Origin of the sequence: Flavobacterium sp. (assembly GCF_004295795.1) — a bacterium.
Classification (GTDB): Bacteria; Bacteroidota; Bacteroidia; order Flavobacteriales; family Flavobacteriaceae; genus Flavobacterium.
Genome location: NZ_SEBR01000029.1, coordinates 1 through 18,610, shown reverse-complemented (window position 1 = coordinate 18,610; position 18,610 = coordinate 1). Strand labels below are relative to the sequence as shown.

The window sequence follows — 18,610 nt, the reverse complement described above, 5'->3', positions numbered from 1 at the left end:
AAAAATGGGCCGGAAAGCGATTCTTTCCGACCCAATATCATTACTGTTTACAAAAGCTTTTGGCTTTTAGAAATCAAATTTGTAGTTCGCTCCAAGCATCACCTGAAAGCCTTGAACTGGCGTGTTCAGCCACTTTTCGTATTTCTGGTTGGCGATGTTGTTCAGCTTGAGGAATCCGCTTAGGCGTTCGTTGTGTTGGTAACCTACGTGGGCGTTCGCGTCGAAATACCCTTTCAGCGTTGCGATTTCGGTAGTTCCGCCCAGGACTTCGGTGAAATTCAAAACGTCTTTTCTCTCTCCGACGTAGAAAACATCGGCTCCGGCGTACCATTTTTTGGTAATGTCGACGTCGAGGTTCGCTCCTACCCTGACTTGCGGCAAGTTCCAGGCTTCTTCTGAAAATTCCGTGTCGTACGTCTGGAATGTAGCGTTCAATCCGAGGGAAACGTTTTTCGAGAAATCGGCGATGATTTCCCCGTAACCTCCGATGGTTTTCACATTGTCGTACACAAGCCCGAAAGAGTTCCCATACTCGTATCCGCCCAAATCAGGATTTCCGTCCGCAGCCGGGAATCTGTTAAGCAAGAACATCGCTTTGTCTTTTTCGCTTTTGAAAAAACCGCGCACGTTGTAACTCACGCTGTTTGCCAATTTGCCTTTCAAACCTCCGTAAAACTCGAATTGACGGTTGGTCGGCGCGATCGCCAAAGTTGGGGAAACAAAAGGGTTGACGTTCGTGAAATCGCGATACGAATTTTGGTCGAGTCCGCCTTCTGCGCCCAAATATAAAACCATAAGATCGCCTACGACCTTGAACGTGGCCGTGACTTCGGGATAGACGAAAAACTTGCCTTCGCTTTGTTCGGTATTCATGCTGTAGAACGCCGCCGCTCCAATGTTCACAGTCCACTCGTCACGGTTCACGACAAAACTCGGATGGATTCCGAAGTTCGCGAATCCATACTTCAAAGATGCATCGGTCACGCCACCCAAATAAGGTCTGTCGAATTCGCCTCCGACATAATCGACTATAAGATCTGTCTTTACGGAAGTTTCCGCAATGTCAAAATCAAATTGCGGCTTGAAAATGAATCGGTTTTCAGCCGAATCGTAAGCGTCCCAAAATCGGTTGTATTTCAAGGTCGCGCCTTTGAAAAAACTTTCGGTCATTTCGAGACGTCCGCCCACGTAAGCGTTGTGATAAGTTTGCTGCGGATCGATGGAATTGAACAAATTCGTGTCAAAAAACGGTTCGTCCACGTAAAGGCCGTACCAATTGTAGATTTGATGCTGGTAACCCGCGTCGATGTTGAACGAAAGATTGTCGACGTTGCTTCCGTAAGTCAAATCGAGTGCCGTGTTCGAGAATTTGTCGTCGAGAACCGCTTCCTTGATTCCGCCCCGCGATGAGAAATGACGGAAAGAACCACCCACGAATCCGTTGTCGCCCACTTCCTGGACCACATACAATTCGCCTATCAGATTCAAGTAATTCCCAACGCCCAAAGTCGCGTAATTCTGGAACAATCTCGGGCGCGGCGTCTTGTCGACAGCGGCCGCACGTCCTTTTGAAGGCGTAAAGGTCGAGGCGACCGGAAAAGAGAAAATGTTGTACTTGATGATTTCTTTTTTCGTTGTCACAGAATCTTCGAGCTGTGGCGTTTCCTTGACCTTGAAAGCGTCCGAAATCGTCGGCGTGTAAGGTTTTACGACGTTTACGACCTCGGTTCCTATGTCTTCGTTTTTCTTTTGTCCGAAAACCGTCGAAGCAGTTCCGATGCAAAGCAATACGAGTATATTCTGGATTTTGAATTTCATTTATATTTCAGATTTTGACAGACACTTCCGTCTCATTTCTAATCTTTCTATTGCTTTGGGCTTATTCGGTAATCGACGAATTCGTTTGTGATTCGGATGCCTTGATCTTCGCCAATTCGGATTTAGCTTCCTCGACCACTTCGGGATAAGCCGTGAAGTTCTTGATCACGCTCTCGAGAATGTATGTCGCCTGGAAACTGTCTTTGAGCCCGTAGAAGTTCTTGGCCATTACCAACAATCCTTTGGCTCCGAAGAATTTGTATCCCGAATAATCTTTGGCCAATTTCTGGACGACCGTGTTCGAAGCCTCGAATTTGCCGTCCTTGTTCTTGAAATAAGCATCATAGTACAAAGCTTCGGCTGCCAATTCACCTTTCGCGATGGTCTGCAATTTGGCGTAAGCCGTTCTCGCTTTTGCCTCATCACCAGAATTCCAAGCCGAACGCGCCACGATAATTTGTGCGTCAGACTTGACTTTGTCGTCCATTTTCGGATTCGCCAAAACCTTGTCGGCGTAAATCACGGCGTTCGGATAATCCTTTTGCTCGTAATAGGTTTTCATGAGGTTGGCCTGGGCGAAAGTCACGTTTTGCGGATATTCGGCTTCGGTTTCCAATCGCTTCAAAACCGCGGTCGTCTTGGCAGCATCGGTCTTCTTGAGATAGATTTCGGCCAGACGCGCCAACGATTGTTCCGTGAATTCGCTCCTTGGCTTGGCAACTACCGCTTCGTAAGCCGACGCCGCGTTGTCCATCAAACCGTCCTTATAATAAAGCTGCGCCAGGTAAAAATTCGCCTTGAGCGCATTCGGGCCTTGTGGGAATTTCGCCACATAACCCGAAAATCCCGAAATCGCGGCTTTCGTGTTGTTTTGCTGATATTGCTTTTCGGCCGCTTCGTAAGTATCTTTCTCGAGTTCGGCATCGGTGATTTCGACGAATCCCAGCGTTCGTACCCAAGTTGCGTATTCATCGACTTTTCCGTTGTCGACATAAATGATTCTCGCCGTCGCTACCGCTTCTTTTGCCTCTGGCGTATTCGGAAAATCTGAGGCGATTGCCTTGAACTTCGCCAAAGCCTGCGTATCGTTCTCGGCATTGTAGTAATTCAAACCTTGTCGCAGCAACGCTTTTGGAGCGTAAGAACTGTTTTTGTAGTCCGATACGAGTTTGTCGTAGGTCTGATTCGCGAGATCTGTTTTCTTCTCGACCACATAGACGTTTCCGAGCTCGAACAAAGCGTCGTCGCGGTATTGCGATTTCGGGAAGGTCGAGATGAATTTGGTCAAATCTTCGATCTTTTTGTCGTTCCGCTGCACGAATCCGTAGGAAATCGCCTTTTGGAAAGCCGCGTAATCGGCGTCGACACCTTTCATGTCGATGGCTTTGTTGTAAGCTTCCATCGCCGGCCAATATTTTGCGGTCACGAAACGGCAGTCGCCAAGTCGCAGATAAGCGTCGTTGAGGCGGATTTTGTCGTCTTTGTGGGCCGCGATATATTTGTCGAAATTGTCTCCGGCATTGTCGTATTCCTTGAGCTTGAAGTAAGCGTAGGCCAAGTTGTAATTGTAGTTCTTGTATTCGTTCGTGCTTTTGGCTTCGGCGAATTGGTCGAATTGCTTGAAGCTCAAAAGCGCGTCGCTGAAATTGTCCAACGTGTATTCCGATTCTGCTTTCCAGAACGTGGCACGCGCCGTAAAATGGCGGTTTCTGGGTTCGGCTATCGACTTGTTGAACATCGTCAAGGCTTCGCGGTAATTTCCGTCCTGATACAATTCGAGTCCGCGGTAAAATGTCACTTTTTGGTAAGCTTCCCGGTTGGCGGTCTTGTTTTTCTCGAGCAATTCGAGCGCACCCGCGTAGTTTTTGGACGTGATGTAGGAATTGATCAGCAAACCTTCGACTTCGGCTTTACCGGCGTTGTTCGGATATTTTTGCAGAAAACCCGCCAAGACATCGGGAACGGGCTGATACGAGTTTCCGATTTCATAGCTCAACTTGGCATAATTCAGGCTCGCATCTTCGGCGATCTTGGCATCGTATTGCATTTCGGATGCATTCTTGAAAGCGTTCAAAGCCTGTTGCTTCAAGTCGGTTTTGAGGTAACTTTCACCCAAGTGATAGTAGGCGTTTTGGGCAACCGAATCGTTTCCGCCGACAATCTTGTTGAACTGGGCAATTGCATTTTGATAGTCGCCTTGCTTGTAGTAAGCGTAACCGAGCTGATAGAAATCGGTATTGCTCCACTTGCCTTTTTTTCCGCGATATTCTTTGAGATACGGAATTGCCTTGTCGTATTGTTTGAGGTTGAAGTAACTTTCCCCGATGATTTTATTAAGTTCGGATTTCTCGATCGCGTTCGATTTCGCCATCGCTTTTTCACCCGATTTTATCGCCGTTTCGAACTTTCCGAGCTTGAAATTCATATCGGCTTCGAAATACGAAAGCTTCTCCTTGTATTTTTCTTCGCCCGACACTTCGTCGAAATACTTGCTCGCTTCCTTGTAATCGTCAGCGTCGTAGGCCAAAAATCCCATGTAGTACTTGGCTTGCGAACCGTATTCCTTGGAATTCAGGACTTGTTTGAAGTAATCTGTGGCTTCCTTCTTTTTGCCCGCACTGAAAAACGCGTAGCCTTTCTGAAACACGAATTTCTCGCGCTCGTCGTTTGAAAGCGAATTCTCGTCAACCTTGTCGAACCATTGCAAAGCCTGAGGATATTTCCCTTGCTCGAAATAGTAATGCGCCACCTCGATGTAAGCCTGGTTTTGCTTGGTGCTCGTTGGATAGTCCTCGACAAAGGCTTCCATTTTCTCGTCGGCGTTAGGCTGTTCGAGACGGATCGCACAATTGGCGCTGTAATAAGCACAATCGGCCTTGACGTTCGAATTGTTCGAGTCGTCCTTGACCTTGTCGAAGATGATTTGGGCAGATTGGTATTGGTTGTCCTTGTAAAGCTCTACCGCGCGGTCGAAATCTTTGAGTTCGTGTGTGTAAATCTCTGTTTTCTGGGCCGAAACAAAAGCGGTTCCGCCAAAGAAAAGCAAAGCGGCAATACGGGTTCTTTTACGCATTTCGCATGGGTTTAAATATCAAAAATAACGCCTTGACACAGTTATAACGGGTGCCGTTTTGGTTTTATTATGAACATTTTTTTTAACATACGATTGTTGGGAAGTTTTTGCAAGGCTTGAAAATACAGGCGAAGAGGAAAATTCCACTCCCAATAGCTATTGGGACAAATTCCAAAATTCAAATCCCAAATCCCAATTCTTCGATTGCTTTCGAGACTGAACTCGAATCCATACCGTCATACTTCGCTTATCCTCGACTGAACCGCTTCCAATCGGAACTTAAATTTTCCAATCAGTATTTTCTCGATGGCAACTTTTAAGATTTTTTACAGATTTTCTGTAATTCGATCTCGCGATTTTTTCGTAGGGACGCATCGCCCTTTCCCCGTATTGGCAAAGTTCGGAAATCCCAAAATATGTCGTTTACAGATAATCTGTAGTTTTTGTTAAATGAAGGTTGTTGATTTTGGTGGTGGAAGCAGTGGCGGTGGCAGTAGCAGAAGCAGTGGCGGTGGCAGTAGCAGTAGCAGTAGCAGTAGCAGTAGCAGTAGCAGCAGCAGTAGTAGCAGCAGTAGTAGCAGTAGTAGCAGAAGCAAAAGCAAGGAACCATTTTAAAGTACAAAAAAGCAAATCATTCCAACTGATTTCACTTATCGTCCAAGATTTTGGAATTCGGAATTTGGAATTTGGACATTTCACCTTTACTTTTACCGTCAAACAATTCCATTCCATGCCAGAACCAATCGTTTCCCTTCAAAACGTCACCATTTTCCAGGACGATCGCGTCGTATTGTCAAACGTGAATCTCGAGGTCAATGAAGGCGAATTCATTTACATCATCGGAAAAACCGGAACAGGAAAAAGCTCGTTCATGAAGACGCTTTACGGCGATTTGCCTTTGAAGGAAGGCGCGGCGAGCATCGTCGATTTCGATCTGGCCAAGCTCAAGCAGTCACAGATTCCGTTCCTGAGACGAAAAATCGGGATCGTTTTTCAGGATTTCAAACTTCTGCCCGACCGTTCGATCAACGAGAACATGATTTTCGTGCTCGGCGCCACCGGATGGAAGGACAAACGCGAAATGCAGGACAAGATCGACGAAGTATTGGATCGCGTTGGGATGCGCGCCAAGGCCAACAAAATGCCGCACCAGATTTCGGGTGGCGAGCAACAGCGTATTGCGATTGCGAGAGCCTTGCTCAACGATCCGGAGTTGATTCTGGCCGATGAACCCACCGGAAATCTCGATCCGCAAACGTCTGTCGAGGTCATGGAAGTTTTGCGAAAAATCAACGCGAACGGGAAAGCCGTCATCATGGCCACTCACGATTATGCATTGTTGCTCAAATTTCCGTCGAAAACGCTCAAGTGTGACAACAATACACTTTTCGAAGTTGTACAGCGAACGGTATAAAAAGTGCCTGAGTACTTGAGTGCCAAAGTGCCTGAGCAATCGCGCGCGACGACCAGCGTTTCAGTATAATCATTCGTATACGGTAATTGTTCATGCTCTCCATACTGATTCCTACATATAACTACAACATTTTTGCGTTGGTGGCCGAAGTCAACCGACAATGCGTGCTGGCGCAAATCGATTTCGAGATTTTGGTCGTGGACGATGCTTCAGGCGGATTCATTTCGGAGAACAGTCGCATCAATTCGCTTACAAATTGCTCGTACGAGATGCTTTCGCAAAACATCGGACGCAGCAAAATCAGGAATTTACTCGCCAAAAAAGCCAGGTTTGACTGGTTGTTGTTTCTGGATGCGGATACGTTTCCGACAACCCAAAACTTCATCGGAAACTATCTTTCGGAAATCAAAAAAGGCGAAAAAGCGATAAACGGCGGCATCCGTTATTCGAACGAAAAACCTTCTCCGGACAAGATTCTGCGTTGGACTTACGGCAAAAGTCGGGAAGCCCTTTCGGCTGAAAATCGCAGCAAAAATCCTTATCTGGCCTTTTTGTCGTTGAATTTCGCGATCCCGAAGACGCTTTTCGAACAGGTAAAATTCGACGAGACTTTGCCCAATTTAAGGCACGAGGATACGGTTTTTTCCTATCAGATGAAACAATACGGACTTGCGGTTTCCCATATTGAAAATCCGGTTTTCCACCTCGGACTCGACAGTTTTGAGATAATGTTGAAAAAGGAACACGAGTCGCTTTTGGCTTTGAAATTGCTTTTGTCTGAACGGAAAATTTCATCCGATTATGTAAAAATGGGCCGCTATTACGAATTCCTCAAAAAGTCACGACTCGATTTTTTCGTGCGGAATTTCTTCAACTTGACACGGAAATCAATTCTCAAGGAAATCTCGAAATCCAAACCTTCGCTGTTCTGGTATGACGTTTATAGAATCGGTTATCTTTGCTCGATTCCCGACTGATGCCGAAAATATCCGTAATCATACCGCTTTTCAACAAGGAACGCCACATTCGAAAGACGTTGGAATCGGCGTTGGCGCAAACTTTCGACGATTTCGAACTCCTTGTCGTCAACGATGGTTCGACCGACGAAAGCGAATCTGAGGTTTTGTCGTTGGACGATTTTCGTATCCGCTATTTCAAGACCCAAAATCGCGGTGTTTCGGCAGCCAGAAATTTTGGGATTTCACGGGCGAAAGGTGAACTTATTGCTTTTTTGGATGCCGACGATTGGTGGAAACCGCAGCACTTACAACAACTTTTCGATCTTTACCGCGACTTCGGTCAAGCCGGATTGTATTGCGTGAATTACGTCCGATTTTATTCGGAAACCAGAAATCGCGTGCCTGAATTCATCGGTTTGCCCAAATTCCCGTGGCGCGGCATCGTCCCTGATTTTTTCCATTCGAGTTACCTGGACAGGATTGCGTGGACTTCGGCGGTCGCGGTTGCGAAAAAGGTTTTGGATGAAGTGGGAAATTTCGACGAAAACATCACGCTTGGTGCGGGCGAAGATCTCGATTTGTGGATTCGGATCGCTTTGAAACATCCGGTCGCTTTCGACTCCGGAATTTCGGCTTTCCACAATTTGTCGGCCGATAACAGAATGTCGCTTACGCAGACAAAAAACCGGGCGTTCGCACTACTCGACAAATTTTCATCCGAAGAAAAAAACAACAAATCACTCAAGCGTTTCCTGGACTTGTACCGATCGGAATTTGCGTTGAAGATGAAACTCGCCGGCGACAAAAGATTCGATTTTTACAGACGTGCAATCGCGCCTGAAAACCTATCGGCCAAAACAAAACTTTTGCTCGCTTCGCCAACTTTCGCCTTGCGCTCGCTTTACCGTTTCAAGAAATTCCTCGAATCGAAAAACGTCGAAGTTTCGGCTTATCACTGATTGGCGTTTCGGAAATCGTCGAAATCGCGAATGTAGTCGTCCTCGTCGAATTCACCCGAGGAAATCACCATACAAACCGCTCCGGACGAGAAATTCTCAAGTTCGCGCCAAGTATTTCTAGGAATCAGAAGACCTTTGTCAGGCTTGTTCAAGGTTACGGTTTTACTTTGCTTTCCGTCGTGTAAAACAACGTCGAAACTTCCCGAAAGCGGCACGAGCAAGGCCGATTGTTCCTTGTGTGCGTGTCCGCCTCTCGAGGCGCTGCTTGGCACGTCGAACAGGTAATAGACGCGCTTGATTTCGAATGGAATCGTGTCTTTTTCGACCACGCCGATGTTGCCGCGAAAGTCTTCTATGACGGGAATTTGTATGAGTTCGATGTTCATTTGAGTAATTCTTTCCAGATTTGTCCGATGCTCGAAACCTCGAATTTCCGGATACTGGCTTCGGCGTTCGAGGCGCAGTAGTGACGCAATTCGTTGTTTTCAGATATCAGGTTCAGGCTTTTCACGAATTCGTCCCAATTTTGGTTTGGCACGAGCAGACCGTTTTGTTTGTGCGCAATCAACTCGCGCGGACCCGATTTGCAGTCGAAAGATACGACAGGTGTTCCAACGGCCAAAGCTTCGGCGAGAATATTCGGCAAACCCTCGAATTTGCTTGTGAGCACGACAAAATCTGCTGTTTTGAGATACGGATAGGGATTTTGTACAAAACCTTTGAAAATCACGGGTAAATTCCGTTTTCCACACGAAGTCTCAAGTTGTTTCCGAAGCGGTCCGTCGCCCAGAATCAAGAGCTTGAAGTTGTTTTTGGGCAGATCCGAATCCGCGAAAGCGTCGATCAATTTCGCAAATTGCTTGTGGTCGTCTTCGGCCATTCGTCCGGCGGCGAGAATGTATCGGGAATCTTGCCCGATCTCTTCGGATGAAAGCTTCTGGATTTTGGCGATTTCCAAAGGATTCGGAATTGTCATCACATTTTGATAGCCGTATTCGGACTTTACCTTCGATTCAATTTCCGATGCGACACATACGATTTTATGTGCTTTGGAAAAAATCCGCTTGGCGACAAAATCATTTGGGGTAAAATACCATTCGGTGTTGAAGCTGTGAACCGTCGGAATGTAGCGATAGCGAGACATCAGCCTTGTCAGAACGAATTCGCGCAAAGGTTTGTGATGGCTCCGGAAATCGATTATGTAGTCAAATTCGTGTTTTTTGAGATACTTTGAAATCATCCTGAAACGCTTCAGAACCTCAAAAACGCCTCCGGTTTTGTATGTCTTGCCCAAGTTCAGGATTTCGCCCGAAAAGTCGTAGGAAATCGCGTCGATAAAGATGATGTTGTGCACTTCAAAACCTTCCGAAGCCAGATAATTCGACAATACCGCGTGGATTTTATCGGCTCCGCCAAACGACAAACTGTTTCCGACAAGGCAAATTTTGAGTGACCGCATGCACGAGTTTACTTACATTTGAACAAATATAATCCAATTTATGAGGATACTGCTCGTAGGAGAATTCAGCAGGTTGCACAATTCGCTCAAAGAAGGGCTTCTCGCGCTTGGCCACGAGGTCACTTTGGTTGGAAGCGGAGACGATTTCAAGAATTTTCCCGTCGATTTGTCGATTGCGGCAAAAACGGTCGGCGGTTCGGTTTTTCTCGGATTCGTGTCCAAAATCACCACCAAATGCTTCGGATTCGCGCTGGAAAGCTTTGAAAAAGGCCGTCGTTTCAAGAAATTGCTTCCGGAATTGAAAGGTTACGATGTCGTGCAATTGATCAACTCCGACGCGATCGAAACGTTTCCGAAACTCGAAATCGAGCTTTACAAAAAACTGTTCGCCCAAAACAAAAAATCGTTCCTGCTGATTTGCGGTGACGAAACGCCCGTAATCGACGAATTGCTCCAAAACAAGCAGCGTTATTCTGTGATGACGCCGTATTTCAGGGATAAAAATCTAGAGCCTTACTATCGCTACACGCTGAAATACACTTCGGAGAAATATCGGAAACTTTACGAATTCGTCTCCCAAAATGTCTCGGGTTTGCTCACGTCTGACCTTGATTACAAACTCGTTCTGGACGAAGCCGGAATCGATACGACCTTGATCCCAAATCCCGTAAACACGGACAAAATCGCGTTCAAACCCTTATCGGCCAATTATCCCATCACCATTTTTTACGGGGCGAACAAATACAGTTCGGTCAAAAAAGGCGGGAAATATTTCGATAAAGCGCTAGAGATCGTGAAAGCCAAATTCGGCGATAAAGTCGCGATCGAAACCGTGAACAGTTTGCCTTATTCCGAATACATCGAACATTTGAAAAAAGCGCATATCGTGCTGGATCAAGTGTTTGCGTTCGATCAGGGTTATAATGCTTTGGAAGCGATGGCGAGAGGAAAAGTGGTTTTCACGGGCGCGGAATCGGAGTTTTATTCGCACTACAAATTATCGGAAAGAGTCGCGATAAACGCTTTGCCCGACGCCGAAAAAATCGCCGAACAACTGTGCGAATTCATTGAAAATCCATGGAAAATCGCGGCTTTGGGAGAACGCGCGCGAGCCTTCATCGAACGCGACCACGACTACAAATCGATTGCCCAACGTTATCTCGATTACTGGAAAACGTCGTAAAAATCCGAGCTTCTCGTTTTTCCATTTAGGCAATCCACGAAGCTAAATTCTGGGATTTGTCCCGATAGCTATCGGAATTGGAATTTGGATTTTGGAATTTGGAATTTGAAATTTCCAAGCGCTATTTCTCCTCATGATATTCCTGCTCGGTATTGATCGACCAGATATTCTCCTTGTCCAAAACGCCATTCTTGATATTCTGGACCGCCTGAATCGCGGTCAACATCGAATGGTCCTGATTGTTGTATTTGTGCATGCCGTTTCTTCCTACCAAAAACAGATTGTCGAATTGGTTCACGAAAGACTTGATTTCGTCGAATCTTTCGTATGATCCGAAGTAGGCCGGATACGTTTTTGGCATTTTTATTACGGTCGAATCGAGTACATCTTCGGGTTTTGAGATGAATCCGAGCTCGATCATTTCGGCAATGGCAAGTTCGGCCATTTCCTTTTCGGATTTCTCCCAGATCGCGTCGTTTTCATTGCAGAAATATTCCAGTCCGACCCAAGTCGTATCTTTTTCTTTGACCAAAAACGGACTCCAATTGTTGAAAACCTGCAATCTGCCGACCTTCACATAGGGTTCCTGAATGTAGATCCAGTTGTCTTCGAGCTCGAAATTGATGTTTTTCAGCAGTAATCCGACGGTGATGAAATCCCTGTACAAAAGGCCGCTGGCGATTTCGGAGACATTTTTAGGAATATCGGCTTGCAGATTCGCGATAAGTTCTTTCACGGGCATTGTCGAAATCACATAATCGCCGTGAATTTCGTCGATTTCGCCCGTTTTGAGATTTTTGACCGATACCGATTTCACCGAATTTCCATCTGTTTTCAAACCGACGACTTTCGAGTCCTGACGCAATTGCGCGCCTTTTCCCGAAACGATTTCGGCGACTTCTTCCCAAAGTTGCCCGGGCCCGAATTTCGGATACAGGAAATATTCGATCAGCGAAGTTTCGGTGTTTTTTTGGTTCACGTCGTTGCCTTTGCCGAAAATGCCACGCAAATAATGCGCGATCGTCTTCCTTATCGAGAGACCTTTGATGCGTTGCGCGCCCCATTCGGCCGAAATTTGCGAACACGGAATGCCCCAGACTTTCTCGGTATAATCCTTGAAAAACATCTCGTACAGCCGTTTCCCGAATCGGCTGATGAAAAACTCATCCAGCGTTTTCGTATCTTTTATAGGAAAAACCACCGATTTGAGATAGCTGACTCCGATCAGGAAAGTATTGAAATACCCGATTTTGGCAACGGTTTTCGGCGTCAACGAAATGGGGTAATCGAAAAATTTGTGGTTGAAGAAAATACGCGATTTGCGTTTGCGCACAAGCATGACCTTGTCGCCCGCAGCTTCGGCATTCGCGGCTATCTTTACATTTGTAGTCGCGTTCCTGTAAGTCAGTTTTACGTCGGAATTTTCAGAGTAGATCGGCAAAATCCCGTTCCACCATTGCATCACGACATCCGATTTCGAAAAAAAACGGTGGCCGCCAATGTCGATCTTGTTGCCTTTGTAATCGACGGTTCGCGAAATTCCGCCCCAATACTCGCTCATTTCGAGCACGATCGGAACGATTTCGGTGTGTTTTAGCAGTTCGTATGCGGCGGTCAGTCCGGCCGGTCCGCCTCCGATTATGATGGCTTTTTTGGGTTCCACGCGGTTTTTTTCGGGTTTCCAAAACTACACTTTTTCCCGAACCTTTTGGAGCGATTCGATATATTTGGACGAGAAACTTATCCATGAGCCAAGCCGCCAAGTTGTATCGTCTCGCGTTTTTTGCCGCCGTGTCGTGCTATTGCCTTTTTTTCGCCCGCTTCGGATTCGAGAATTGGGACACCGGATTCGTCACGGCACAAAGTTGGCGCGTGGCAAACGGAGAGCGGGCTTTCGCCGATTTTTTGAGCGTGCGTCCGCCTGTCACGGCTTATTTCCACGGATGGATCATGTCAATTTTACCCGATTATGGCCAGGTTTACGTCACTCGCGCCATCGGATATCTGCTTTTTGCCTTGCAGGTTTATTTCGTGGTCGACGGACTGGACAAACTTTACAACCTGAAGCGTTTCCGAATCTCGAAATGGGGCGCGATGCTCGTCGGATTCATCCTGTCGACAGGCGCGATCTATCCTGATCCTTGGTTTACGGTCGACGGGATCCTGTTCGCCTCGGCCGCTTTTTTCACGCTTTCGCGGACAAAACTCCCAAAGCTTCCAACGTTGGCTTTGACCGCTTTTTTGTGTGTAATTTCGGCGGGAACGAAACAATCTTTCTACTTTGTCCCGATCTTTTTCGCCATTTGGATTTTCTTGTGTTTCGGATGGAAAAAAGCGCTTTGGTTCACAACTTTCCTCGGACTGTTTTCGGCTTTTTTCATCGGATATTTCGTCTCGATTTCGTCTTTGCCGGACTTTATATCCCAAATCGCAGGAACCGGGAATTCGCGCGACTTCATTGATTTGGGACTTCTCGCCTATCTGAATGTGTTCCAGACCAAATTCGTGTGGCTTGCGCTTTTTTTGATGTCTGTGATTTTCGCTTTCGTGAACTCCGGAAACCGCTTCCCGTCAATGATTTCGGTTTTGAAATGGTTTTCTTTTGCCACTTTTTTATCTGCTTTCGTTGCGATTCCCGTTTTTGGATTTGCGACTTCGGCTACGGTCTTGCTGATCGCGGTAAAAATCGCTTTCTGGAGAAAAACGAAGTGGAGAAAGCCACGCATAGCCCGTTATTTCCCGTTGGCGACTTTGGTTGGAATCGCTTGGTGCGCGGGCTTGAGCAAAGGTTTTCCGTTTCCGGTCCTGTTCGTGCATGCGCTGGCATTTTCGTATTTGGTCCTGATGTTCGACGACATTGGTCAACATCACGTGAAACGTTTGTATTTGATGAGTTGCGCACCTATTTGCGCCTTTTTGCTAATCGGGAATTTCTCGCGCTACCGCGAATCTGATTTCTCGAAACTCGAATACGATTTAGGTTCGGTTAGCCCTAAATTGGCTTGGGTGATTTCCTCTCGAGTCAACTTGGAGAAATTGTCCGAATTGAAGGATTTGCGTCACAAATATGCCGGAAAATACGTCGTCGCTCCGAGTTTGCCACAGGCTTACTATTTGTTCGATGACCGAAATCCGCTTGGCGCCGACTGGCCTACGACGTTTGAACTCAAGAACGAAACCGATGCATTTTTGAGAGCGACACCGCGTGATGCCAACTATATATTCCTGGAAAAATCATTCGTGAACGGGGAAATGTATCTCGATCCTAAAGACGACAAGGACGATTTCAGCCGATACGCGAATTATCTGCTGAAAAACCAAAAACCAATCGAAAAGGCGAATCATTTTTGGGTTTACGAGGCATCGGAACTCGTGAACACCTTGCGGAAATATCCGATCAAGACCACAAAATAAATCGCGTAAGTTATGGCGTGAGCCGCGACCAATCCGGAAATCCCATAATCCGACAGCAAAAAATGGCTTGTCAGATACAAAACCGCGAGCGACAGAATTTCGGTAAAAAAGAAAGCTTTCGTCATTTTTCTCGCGATGAAAAGACAGCCCAAAATCATCGAAGCCGACCGGAAAACGTCGCCCAGAAGCTGGAAAAAGAACAGTTTTTCAACTTGCAAGAAATCATCGGTGAAAAGCAGGATCACGATCAAATCCCGAAGCAGGTACAAAACGATCGTTCCGACGAAAAACAGCGGCATCACGGTTTTGAAATAGTCGAGAAAAATTGTTTTGACGCTTCGATTATCGCGAGCCAAAACCAACTTCGGAAGAAAATAAACCGACACCAAAGTCGATACAAAAAGCATGTAATAAGACGAAATTCGCGTCATGGCTTCCCATTGTCCGGCCGCGTCCTTTCCGTAAACCACAATGGTTTCCTGTCGGATTTGCAGGTAAACCAAAGGCACGACAACGGCCGAAAAAAGCGCCATCAACGAAAACGAACCGAGTTTTTTGAGCAGCGACAAATCGAAAGCCGAAACGGAGAGCAACGACAGGATTTTGACCTCTTTTTTGAGATATGCCAACGAGACGAAAAAAAGCAAACTCGGGCTTAGGACAATCGCGACCAAAGCGCCTAAAAGTTCATATCCGACAATGCACCAAATCGATATCGCGAGCCCCAAAATATTTCCTAAAATGTTCGCCCAAATCACTTTTTTGTAATCGCCAAGTCCGTTCAGAATGGCAATCAGCACGATCGAAAATGCGTAAAACGGAAGTGCGAGCGCGAAAATCCTGAACACTTGGGCATACGATTGCTCGGACTCAAAAATCCATCGGCCCCAAAAATCCGCGAAAACGAAAAGTGCCGCACTGCATACGATCACGACGCAAATCAAAGTCAGGAAAACGGTAGAAACCACACGTTTCAGATCACTTTGGGACGATTTGCTTTCGGCCACATACTTGACGATTCCGTTTTGCAAGCCCAATGTTGACACGCCTTCGAGAGACGTCAAAAAGTTGCGCAAATTGCCAATCAGCGCCATTCCGGACGATCCCAGAAAGACTGCGATCACCTTGGAAGTCGCAAAACCGATCGCGATCTTGACGAGCACACTCAAGCCGTTAAGCGATGTGGCACGCAACAATCCCGATTGTACTATTTTTTTAGGAACGCCCATTTACCAAGCGTTTAGAGCCGCAATGACCTGACTCACATCGTTTTCGTCCAGCACCGGACTTATCGGCAAACTCAGTACTTCACAGTGGATTTTCTCGGTTATCGGAAGCGAAAGTCGGCTCCATTCTGCGAACGCTTGCTGTTTGTGAGGCGCGACCGGATAATGGATTTGCGTCTCGATTCCTTTTTGGGAAAGATATTCTTGCAATCGCTCGCGATTTTCAATTCTGATAACAAACAGATGGAACACGTGGGAGTTGTCGCGACAGTAAGCTGGAAGCGCAATTTTGGCATTCGAAATTTCAGACAGGTACCTATTCGCAATTCGCTGTCGCGACTGATTATCGGCATCCAAAATCGGCAATTTCACGTTCAGGAACGCCGCTTGCATTTCGTCCAATCTCGAATTCACGCCTTTGGTTTGGTGGATGTATTTTTTGTCCGATCCATAATTCCGGAGTCTGAAAATGGCATCCGAAAGTTTGTCGTCGTTTGTCGTAATCGCGCCCGCATCGCCCAGAGCGCCGAGGTTTTTCGCGGGATAGAACGAAAATGCCGACGCGTGTCCAAAACTTCCGGCTTTTTGCCCGTTCCGGCTCGCACCTTGTGCCTGTGCCGCGTCCTCGATCACAAGCAGATCGTGTTTTTGGGCGATTTCGGACAATTTTTGCATGTTCGCCAATTGTCCGTAAAGATGGACCGCGAGAATGGCTTTGGTGTTCGGGTTGATGTTTTTTTCTACTTCGGATGCGTCGAGATTGAACGAATCGAGCTCTGGTTCGACCAAAACCGTTTTCAATCCGGCTTGCTCGATTGCCAGCATCGAAGCGATGAATGTGTTGGCCGGAACGATGATTTCGTCTCCAGGATTCAATTTTCCAAGTTCGAGGAATGCGCGGAAAATCAACACCAGCGCGTCTAATCCGTTGCCGACTCCGATGCAATGGCGCGTGCCGCAATACGCCGCAAAATCCTGTTCGAACCGCTTGGTTTCGTCTCCCAAAATCAACCAGCCTTTGTCGAGAATGCCGTCGAGTTTCGCTCGGAATTCAACGCGATGCCTGTCGTTGATTTTTTGCAGATCGAGAAATTTTATCATAGCAATACGTTTTGAAGCAACCGGAAACTTGCCGTTTCGACTTCGTAAAAATCCTGCGTGATCGTGCCCGCGCCGAAACTTTCTTTCCAGAAAACAAGGCCTTCGTTGAGTTTCGTGCCTTGATTTTCGTTCGAAATTCCAAAGTCGAAATACTTCTTGTCCTTGAAAACGTCGGTTATCAGGAAATGGTACAGGAAATCGAGAGAACCGAGTTCGTTTTTTTGCGGATTGCCTGAAATATATTGCGGATGCGCAACTGTGTCGGTGACGAAAACCGTAGTTCCGGCCACGATTTTTCCATCTGCATAAACATTGAAATGGCGGATGTTTTCCGGAAAACGCGAATGTAAAAGTTCGATCTCCGACAGTGAATGCACGGGTTTTATCTGATGTTTCGCGTCAAGATTTGGAATCAGGATCTCTTCCCAGAACAGTCTGAAATTGGCTTCCTCGCGAATTTCGAGGTTGTTTTTTTGACCGCGTCGGATGCTTTCGCGTCGGGTTTTTGAGATGCAAAACGGCTGGCCAAGATCGATAACCGACAAAGAGTCGCGTCGAATCAACTTGGCGTCGGCGTTGAACAAGGCATAAAGCATCTCATCTGACGGAAATTTGTGATAGATCGTTGGAATCGTCTTGATTTGCAGGCGTTCGATTCCGTTTCGTGACAAGAATTCGAGAATGGCTTCCAACGCAAAAATCACTTCCTTGAGTTTGGTTTTTTCGTCGTAGACAAGTCCGCCGTAGGTCAATCCCCAATGCGATTGGACGAGGTTTTCTTTTTGGTTTGCTGGAAAAACCGCCAAAAGTTGGTTTTTGTCGTATACCAACAGGGAAAAGTCTGGGAATCTGTCCGCGTGATAGTCCATAAAACCACGTTCAAACAAAAACGTTCCGTTTTTCGACTTGCGGATGAAGTCGCTCCAAATTTTGGAATCGTCGGGTTTGTAGCGTTTTACTTTGAAATTGGTCAAGGGGTGGTTTTGATTGCAAAGTAGGGATTTTTCTTCTTTTTTTTTGTTTTTTCGCCGGCTGCGCCGTCGTGCGTTTGCGGCAGCTGCGCTGCCGTGTTTTTTCGACGGCTGCGCCGTCGCGTGCTTTGAATTTCGTTCGTCGCCTGTCCGGCGGGGACTTCTTTTGTCTGGCAACAAAAGAAGCAAAAATGCCTTGCGGCTCGAACCAAAAACGCGACCTGACAGCCTTGAAATTTGGAAAAGAGGCGAACAATTCACTGAACCGTTGACGCCTCTTTTTTACCAAATTTCAAGACGTCAGGTGCCCGCGTTTTGTGCTTAGGCCGCGGACTAATTGGAAGTGTTCATTTGCTTTTTAGCTTGCTTCGCTGCGCTAAAAATTGGCTCCGCAGGAATTTTTTTGTTTGCGAGAACTTCTCGGTTGGCTCCGTAGCGAAAAACGGGTGTGTCTTTGACGGTGACAATCGGTTAGCTTTGGTTGGGAATCTTGGATTTACGTTGGCACAAAACAACCCTTCGGATCAAAAACCTTTAACATTTTCTACAGAAAATCTGTAACCAACTCCCGGTTTTTTCTCCGAACTTCGGCCAGACCTAACAAATCTCAGAGATTTGTTAGGTCTTAGGCAAATGCGGCTTCCAATGGACTTTCGAAGGTTCTCGGATGTTTCGGAGCGCGGGCTCTCAACGCCAGAAGTTTCCGGCGACGACGTTATGGAAACGATATTTGCGACTGAGGAAAAAAGGTGTTACGGAGACACATTTTTCCATAGCGAAAGCGGAGGAAAAATGTCAATAGACACTTTCCGATTAGTCCGGCATTTGAGCGTTTTGGCGGGCACCTGACGTCTTGGAAATTCGCGGAATTAAAGGCTGTTTGAGCGACCAAAGAAAAAGTCGTTTCGAGAAAAGCTTCCCGCGAGTTCCTTTAATTCCCGAATTTCCAAGGCTGTCAGGTCGCCAAAATCGGTCGTGCCGCGAGCCTTTTTGTTACTTTTGCGGCGAGGCAAAAGTAAGCCCCGCTGGCAGG

The 18,610-nt window shown here is 46.7% G+C and carries 13 protein-coding genes; 5 read left to right on the top strand and 8 right to left on the bottom strand.

The features are described 5' to 3' along the window. Nucleotides 1-66 precede the first annotated feature (66 nt). Together EOO49_RS17585 and EOO49_RS17580 are read right to left on the bottom strand one after the other, a co-directional pair. Entirely contained in the window at nt 67-1,818 is a 1,752-nt protein-coding gene (locus tag EOO49_RS17585; protein WP_290848107.1) for a TonB-dependent receptor, read from the bottom strand. 61 nt (nt 1,819-1,879) lie between these two features. After that, nucleotides 1,880-4,891: a tetratricopeptide repeat protein gene (locus EOO49_RS17580; protein ID WP_290848105.1), complete on the bottom strand. Its 3,012-nt coding sequence runs from the start codon at nt 4,889-4,891 to the stop codon at nt 1,880-1,882. 730 nt (nt 4,892-5,621) lie between these two features. Here EOO49_RS17580 and EOO49_RS17575 point away from each other — a divergent pair. From EOO49_RS17575 to EOO49_RS17565, 3 genes are all read left to right on the top strand, one after another. Further along, nucleotides 5,622-6,305 carry an ATP-binding cassette domain-containing protein gene (locus EOO49_RS17575; protein ID WP_290848130.1) on the top strand — a complete coding sequence of 228 codons (684 nt, stop codon included), beginning with the start codon at nt 5,622-5,624 and terminating at the stop codon, nt 6,303-6,305. 92 nt (nt 6,306-6,397) lie between these two features. Further along, complete coding sequence (locus EOO49_RS17570) at nt 6,398-7,282, top strand: glycosyltransferase (protein ID WP_290848103.1); 885 nt, start codon at nt 6,398-6,400, stop codon at nt 7,280-7,282. Beyond that, entirely contained in the window at nt 7,282-8,223 is a 942-nt protein-coding gene (locus tag EOO49_RS17565; protein WP_290848101.1) for a glycosyltransferase family 2 protein, read from the top strand. Before EOO49_RS17570 ends, EOO49_RS17565 begins: the two co-directional genes overlap by 1 nt. Here the strand turns inward: EOO49_RS17565 and EOO49_RS17560 are convergent. Both EOO49_RS17560 and EOO49_RS17555 read right to left on the bottom strand, forming a co-directional pair. Continuing rightward, nucleotides 8,217-8,609 (bottom strand): FdtA/QdtA family cupin domain-containing protein, encoded by a 393-nt coding sequence (locus tag EOO49_RS17560; RefSeq protein WP_290848099.1) that lies wholly within the window; start codon nt 8,607-8,609, stop codon nt 8,217-8,219. The two genes, EOO49_RS17565 and EOO49_RS17560, sit on opposite strands and share 7 nt — an antisense overlap. Beyond that, nucleotides 8,606-9,682, bottom strand: a complete 1,077-nt coding sequence (locus tag EOO49_RS17555) for a glycosyltransferase (protein ID WP_290848097.1) — start codon at nt 9,680-9,682, stop codon at nt 8,606-8,608. Before EOO49_RS17555 ends, EOO49_RS17560 begins: the two co-directional genes overlap by 4 nt. Before the next feature lie 40 nt (nt 9,683-9,722). Between EOO49_RS17555 and EOO49_RS17550 the strand changes: the two genes are divergently transcribed. Further along, nucleotides 9,723-10,865 carry a glycosyltransferase gene (locus EOO49_RS17550; protein WP_290848095.1) on the top strand — a complete coding sequence of 381 codons (1,143 nt, stop codon included), beginning with the start codon at nt 9,723-9,725 and terminating at the stop codon, nt 10,863-10,865. Between the two features lie 121 nt (nt 10,866-10,986). On the opposite strand, the gene EOO49_RS17545 is transcribed toward EOO49_RS17550, so the two are convergent. Further along, nucleotides 10,987-12,528 carry an NAD(P)/FAD-dependent oxidoreductase gene (locus EOO49_RS17545; RefSeq protein ID WP_290848093.1) on the bottom strand — a complete coding sequence of 514 codons (1,542 nt, stop codon included), beginning with the start codon at nt 12,526-12,528 and terminating at the stop codon, nt 10,987-10,989. An 83-nt stretch (nt 12,529-12,611) separates the two neighbouring features. On the opposite strand from EOO49_RS17545, the gene EOO49_RS17540 reads away from it, so the two are divergent. After that, a complete protein-coding gene (locus EOO49_RS17540) occupies nt 12,612-14,279 on the top strand; it encodes a hypothetical protein (RefSeq protein WP_290848091.1) in 1,668 nt (555 codons plus the stop codon). Here the strand turns inward: EOO49_RS17540 and EOO49_RS17535 are convergent. From EOO49_RS17535 to EOO49_RS17525, 3 genes are read right to left on the bottom strand one after another with little or no spacing between them, the layout of a single operon-like run. Beyond that, a complete protein-coding gene (locus EOO49_RS17535; protein ID WP_290848089.1) occupies nt 14,219-15,508 on the bottom strand; it encodes an O-antigen translocase in 1,290 nt (429 codons plus the stop codon). The genes EOO49_RS17540 and EOO49_RS17535 overlap by 61 nt on opposite strands. After that, on the bottom strand, nt 15,509-16,606 hold the full coding sequence (locus EOO49_RS17530) for a DegT/DnrJ/EryC1/StrS aminotransferase family protein (RefSeq protein ID WP_290848087.1): 1,098 nt from the start codon (nt 16,604-16,606) through the stop codon (nt 15,509-15,511). After that, nucleotides 16,603-17,580 carry a GNAT family N-acetyltransferase gene (locus EOO49_RS17525; protein ID WP_290848084.1) on the bottom strand — a complete coding sequence of 326 codons (978 nt, stop codon included), beginning with the start codon at nt 17,578-17,580 and terminating at the stop codon, nt 16,603-16,605. Before EOO49_RS17525 ends, EOO49_RS17530 begins: the two co-directional genes overlap by 4 nt. Nucleotides 17,581-18,610: the final 1,030 nt, after the last annotated feature.

What these genes read in the sequence shown, in the direction of transcription:
- EOO49_RS17585 (WP_290848107.1), bottom strand. Translation starts at nt 1,818, where the DNA reads ATGAAATTCAAAATCCAGAATATACTCGTATTGCTTTGCATCGGAACT.
- EOO49_RS17580 (WP_290848105.1), bottom strand. Translation starts at nt 4,891, where the DNA reads ATGCGTAAAAGAACCCGTATTGCCGCTTTGCTTTTCTTTGGCGGAACC.
- EOO49_RS17575 (WP_290848130.1), top strand. Translation starts at nt 5,622, where the DNA reads ATGCCAGAACCAATCGTTTCCCTTCAAAACGTCACCATTTTCCAGGAC.
- EOO49_RS17570 (WP_290848103.1), top strand. Translation starts at nt 6,398, where the DNA reads ATGCTCTCCATACTGATTCCTACATATAACTACAACATTTTTGCGTTG.
- EOO49_RS17565 (WP_290848101.1), top strand. Translation starts at nt 7,282, where the DNA reads ATGCCGAAAATATCCGTAATCATACCGCTTTTCAACAAGGAACGCCAC.
- EOO49_RS17560 (WP_290848099.1), bottom strand. Translation starts at nt 8,609, where the DNA reads ATGAACATCGAACTCATACAAATTCCCGTCATAGAAGACTTTCGCGGC.
- EOO49_RS17555 (WP_290848097.1), bottom strand. Translation starts at nt 9,682, where the DNA reads ATGCGGTCACTCAAAATTTGCCTTGTCGGAAACAGTTTGTCGTTTGGC.
- EOO49_RS17550 (WP_290848095.1), top strand. Translation starts at nt 9,723, where the DNA reads ATGAGGATACTGCTCGTAGGAGAATTCAGCAGGTTGCACAATTCGCTC.
- EOO49_RS17540 (WP_290848091.1), top strand. Translation starts at nt 12,612, where the DNA reads ATGAGCCAAGCCGCCAAGTTGTATCGTCTCGCGTTTTTTGCCGCCGTG.
- EOO49_RS17535 (WP_290848089.1), bottom strand. Translation starts at nt 15,508, where the DNA reads ATGGGCGTTCCTAAAAAAATAGTACAATCGGGATTGTTGCGTGCCACA.
- EOO49_RS17530 (WP_290848087.1), bottom strand. Translation starts at nt 16,606, where the DNA reads ATGATAAAATTTCTCGATCTGCAAAAAATCAACGACAGGCATCGCGTT.